Source organism: Alicyclobacillus mali NBRC 102425, assembly GCF_001570745.1.
In the GTDB taxonomy this organism is placed as follows: Bacteria; Bacillota; Bacilli; order Alicyclobacillales; family Alicyclobacillaceae; genus Alicyclobacillus; species Alicyclobacillus mali.
In genome coordinates this window covers 1-4777 of record NZ_BCSG01000046.1, presented here as the reverse complement: position 1 = coordinate 4777, position 4777 = coordinate 1, and the positions used below count along the sequence as shown (strand labels likewise).

Annotated in this window: 5 protein-coding genes; all 5 read left to right on the top strand. The window is 61.9% G+C overall.

The features are described from left to right. Positions 1-255 (top strand): glycerol-3-phosphate acyltransferase (locus AMA01_RS12375; protein ID WP_197459994.1); only part of this gene is annotated, 255 nt, incomplete at its 5' end. Beyond that, complete coding sequence (locus tag AMA01_RS12370) at positions 252-1289, top strand: NAD(P)H-dependent glycerol-3-phosphate dehydrogenase (RefSeq protein WP_067851418.1); 1038 nt, start codon at positions 252-254, stop codon at positions 1287-1289. The genes AMA01_RS12375 and AMA01_RS12370, both read left to right, overlap by 4 nt. Before the next feature lie 69 nt (positions 1290-1358). After that, positions 1359-1739, top strand: coding sequence for a glycine cleavage system protein GcvH (gene gcvH, locus AMA01_RS12365; RefSeq protein ID WP_067851415.1), 381 nt, complete (start codon positions 1359-1361; stop codon positions 1737-1739). A gap of 268 nt (positions 1740-2007) precedes the next feature. Further along, positions 2008-3486, top strand: a complete 1479-nt coding sequence (gene spoIVA / locus AMA01_RS12360; protein WP_067851413.1) for a stage IV sporulation protein A — start codon at positions 2008-2010, stop codon at positions 3484-3486. Between the two features lie 142 nt (positions 3487-3628). Beyond that, positions 3629-4678 (top strand): zinc-dependent alcohol dehydrogenase family protein, encoded by a 1050-nt coding sequence (locus tag AMA01_RS12355; protein ID WP_067851420.1) that lies wholly within the window; start codon positions 3629-3631, stop codon positions 4676-4678. Positions 4679-4777: the final 99 nt, after the last annotated feature.

Genomic DNA, 4777 nt, shown 5'->3' with positions numbered 1-4777 from the left:
CCTCTCCCCGCCGTGATTGCGGGTCTGGTGTGCCTGGCCGTGATCGCCGTCACGCGTTATGTTTCGCTGGGCTCGCTCGTGTTCGTCTGTCTGGTTCCCATTCTCATTGTGGCGTTTCGTTTCGAAGGGTGGATCTTTGCAGCGAGTGTGGCGCTCGCCCTGCTCGCGGTGTACCGCCATCGGTCGAATATCGATCGGCTGTTGCACGGCACGGAGCGGCGTATCTTCGATCGGACGAGTGAGGGTGTACGATGAAAGCGTGCGTGCTAGGAGCCGGAAGCTGGGGCACCGCCCTTGGCGCCGTGCTCGCGTGGAACGGCTGGGATGTGACCATCTGGGCGCGGCGCGCGGAGGTCGTCGAAGACGTCAATGCGCATCATCGAAATGAGCGCTACCTTCCTGGCGCCGCCCTGCCCACTGGCCTTCGCGCGGTGCGCGACGCCGAGGAGGCGCTCGCGGGCTGCCACCTCCTGGTCGTGGCCGTTCCCTCCGCGGCTGTTGCGGCAACCCTCCCGCTTCTCCGCAAACTGGACGATCGCGTCCTCGTGGTGCACGCCGTGAAGGGGTTTGTCCGCCCGGACAATCTGCGGGTGAGCGCGTGGCTCGAGAGGGAAGTCTGTGGGATCGAACGCCGGCTCGCCGTCATTTCGGGCCCCTCTCACGCCGAAGAGGTGGTCCGGCAGATGCCGACCACGGTTGTCGCCGCGAGCGCCAGCAGGCACGTGGCAGAGCGGGTGCAGGACGCGTTCATGACGGATCGTTTTCGCGTGTACACGCAGGCGGACGTGATCGGCGTGGAACTCGGAGGGGCGTTGAAAAACATCATCGCGCTCGGCGCAGGACTGGCAGAAGGATTGGGGCTCGGAGACAACACGAGGGCCGCCCTCATGACGCGCGGGCTCGCGGAAATCACGCGCTTGGGTGTCGCACTCGGTGCGTCGCCGCTTACGTTTTCTGGCCTCGCCGGAATCGGTGATCTCATCGTCACCTGCACCAGCGAGCACAGCCGCAACCACCGCGCGGGTCGGCTGTTGGCAAAGGGGCTGCCTTTGCCAGAAGTTCTGGATACGATTGGCATGGCTGTCGAAGGCGTGAATGCGACGTTTGCGGCCAAACAACTTGCCGAAGCGTGCGGTGTGGAAATGCCCATCACCCATGCCATTGCGCGGGTCTTGATGGGCGAGATTTCGCCGAGCGAGGGTATCGAATTGCTCATGACGCGAGACAAGAACCACGAGATGGAGGTCATCGGCGCGCAACCGCTGACCGCCGAGTTTCGACTGCCGTGAGCGGGCCATGGCGGCTGTGGCGATGATTTGGTACACTACCCTCGGTGAGCCGTGGAGGGAGGCCTGTTCGTGAACATTCCTGAAGGACTGAAGTACTCGCGCGAGCACGAATGGGTGCGGGTCGAAGGATCGCGTGCCTACATCGGAATCACGGATTATGCGCAGGACGAGCTTGGCGACATCGTCTACGTCGAATTGCCGGACAAGGGTGCGGAGGTTCGAGCGGGCGACACGTTTGGGACTGTTGAGTCGGTGAAGACCGTCTCCGACCTGTATGCGCCAGTCAGCGGGCGCGTCGTCGAAGTCAACGAGTCCCTTGCCGATGCGCCGGAGAAGGTCAACGAGTCGCCGTACGAGGAAGCTTGGATGATCGTGGTCGAGATGTCGGATCCCTCTGAACTCGAGGCGCTCTTGGACGGCGAGGCGTACCGTCAACACATTCAAGGCTGATGTTCCTTGGGGATCTGCGCCTTCGCGGGTGCGGGTCCCCTGTCCTCACCGCTTCTCCTCCTTGCAGTGGTTCTACCCCAATTCTCTCTCCCGTATACATAGTGGCGTCAGGGACGAGGCGCTCTGCTTCGCGAAGCATACCGGCCTTTGCGCCGCATATATTGGCTACTGTCCATCGATTGCGTGACGGTCTACGTGGATTGTCGGTGGGCCGGGGCGAGGCATGCGTTCATGCTGTCCACGCCGGTCATCTCGAGGAGGGAGAATCGTGGAAAAATTCGACGTCTTTCAGGACATTGCGGAGCGGACGGGGGGCGATATATACCTCGGCGTGGTCGGCCCCGTGCGCACTGGCAAATCGACGTTTATTAAAAAGTTCATGGAACTCATCGTAATCCCCAACATTCAGGACGAAGCCGACCGCGCCCGCGCCATTGACGAACTTCCCCAGAGCGCCGCGGGGCGCACCATCATGACGACGGAGCCCAAATTCATCCCGAATCAGGCAGTCCAGGTTCACGTCGCGGAGGGGCTGGACGTCAACGTTCGAATCGTCGACTGCGTCGGCTACGCGGTCGAGGGCGCCCGCGGTTACGAGGACGAGAACGGGCCGCGCATGGTCACCACCCCGTGGTTTGACGATCCCGTCCCCTTTCAGGAGGCGGCCGAGATCGGCACGCGCAAGGTGATTGCCGACCACTCGACGATCGGCATCGTCGTCACGACGGACGGGTCCGTGGCCGAGATCCCGCGTGAAAACTACGTCGCCGCCGAGGAGCGCGTCGTGGCTGAACTGAAGGAACTCGGGAAGCCGTTTGTGATGATTGTCAATTCCGTTACGCCCGACCATCCGCGCGTGCTCCAGTTGCGGGAGGAACTGAGTGTAAAGTACGACGTGCCAGTTCTGGCTCTCTCTTGTGCCACGCTGACGACGCACGAGATTCACTATGTGCTTCGCGAGGCGCTGTACGAGTTCCCGGTGAAAGAAGTCAACGTCAACCTGCCGAACTGGGTCATGGTGCTCGATCCCGACCACTGGCTGCGCCAGCAGTTTGAAGAGGCCGTGCGCGAGACCATTCGGGATATCCGCCGCGTTCGTGACATCGACCGGGTCGTCGCTCAATTTGCCCAGTACTCGTTCGTCTCGTCCTGCGGTCTCGCCCACATGGACATGGGCCATGGGATTGCCGTCGTTGAACTCGATGCGCCGGATGAACTGTACGACCAGGTGTTGACAGAGATCGTCGGCGTCCAAATCACCGGTCGCGATCAGCTGCTGAAAATGATGAAGGAGTTCACATATGCCAAGCGGGAGTACGACAAGGTGGCGGACGCGCTGCGCATGGTGAAGTTGACGGGATACGGCATCGCGCCGCCTGCGCTCGAGGAGATGACGCTCGACGAACCGGAGCTCATCAAACAAGGCTCTCGGTTCGGTGTGCGGCTCAAGGCCACAGCACCTTCCATTCACATGATCCGCGTGGACGTGGAGAGCGAGTTCGCGCCGATTGTCGGTACGGAGAAGCAGTCGGAAGAACTCGTGAGGTACCTGATGCAGGACTTCGAAAAGGACCCGCTCAAGATCTGGGAGAGCGACATTTTTGGCAAGTCGCTGGCTGCCATCGTCCGCGAGGGCATCTCGGCAAAGCTGTCGCTCATGCCCGAGAGCGCTCAGTTCAAGCTGAAGGAGACCTTGCAGCGCATCATCAACGAGGGCAGCGGCGGTCTCATCGCCATCATCCTGTGAAATCGAGCTGAGAGATTCCCGCCCGTTCCTTGCGATCGGGCGGGTTTGTTGCGTTTCAAGGCCATGCATCAAGGTGAACGCGCTCCCATAGACATGTAGAGGACGCGTGTCCGACGAAGTGGAAGGGGAGCGTGGACAGGCCATGAAAGCAGCGAGAATGGTGGGATTTCGTCAACCACTTGTGGTTGAACGCGTACCGGATCCGACACCTGGTCCGGACGACGCCGTGGTCCGGGTAGACGCGAGCGGCATCTGTCGCAGCGACTGGCACGGATGGATGGGGGACTGGACGTGGCTTGGGCTATCGCCGCAATTGCCCATCACGCCCGGGCACGAATTTGGCGGCGAAATCGTCGCATTGGGGCGCGAGGTGCGCGACTTCCAAATCGGCGACAAGGTGACGGTGCCGTTTCACTACGCGTGCGGGCATTGTGAACACTGCCACGCGGGCGTGCCGAACCGGTGCGATCACGTCGGCATTTACGGGTTCAGTTGGGACGGAAGTTTTGCGGAGTACGTAGTGGTCCGCAACGCGACCATGAACCTCATACGCCTGCCAGAGGGCGTCGATGCGCTTACCGCGGCTGCCGTTGGGTGCCGATTTATGACCGGATATCACGGCGTCATGCGGGGCGGTGTCAAACCCGGGCAGTGGGTGGCCGTGCATGGTGCGGGCGGCGTGGGCCTCTCGGCTATTCAGACGGCGTATGCCGTGGGCGCGCGCGTCATCGCGGTCGACGTAGACGGCGAGAAGCTGGCGAAAGCCCGTGCGGAAGGCGCGTGTGAGGTCGTGAACGCCAAAACGCAGCCCGTGGTGGAAGCCATTCGCGAAATCACCAAGGGCGGCGCACACGTGAGCATCGACGCGCTTGGGATTCGGGACACGGTCCTGAACTCCGTGTTGAGCCTTCGCAAGGGAGGCAGACACGTCCAAATCGGACTCACCACGTCGCAAGAGGGCGGCTTTGTGCCCCTTCCCATGGATCTCATCACCAGTTGCGAGATTGAAGTGGTGGGGAGCCTCGGCATACCGCACCCGGACTATGCAGGACTGCTTGCGCTGGTGGCCGAAGGTCGTCTCCAGCCGCGAAACCTGGTGGAGCGGGAGGTCCGGCTCGAAGATGTGAACGAGGTATTCGACAAGATGACGAGATTCGAAACGAAGGGATTCAATGTGATCACGGCCTTCTGACGGCCGTGTGGATGGCGCGGCCACTCCCATGCCGCGCCATCCACACATGTATCGCGAAGGTCTCGATCGCAGTGTGCGCCTGGCCCCTACGTCAGGCGC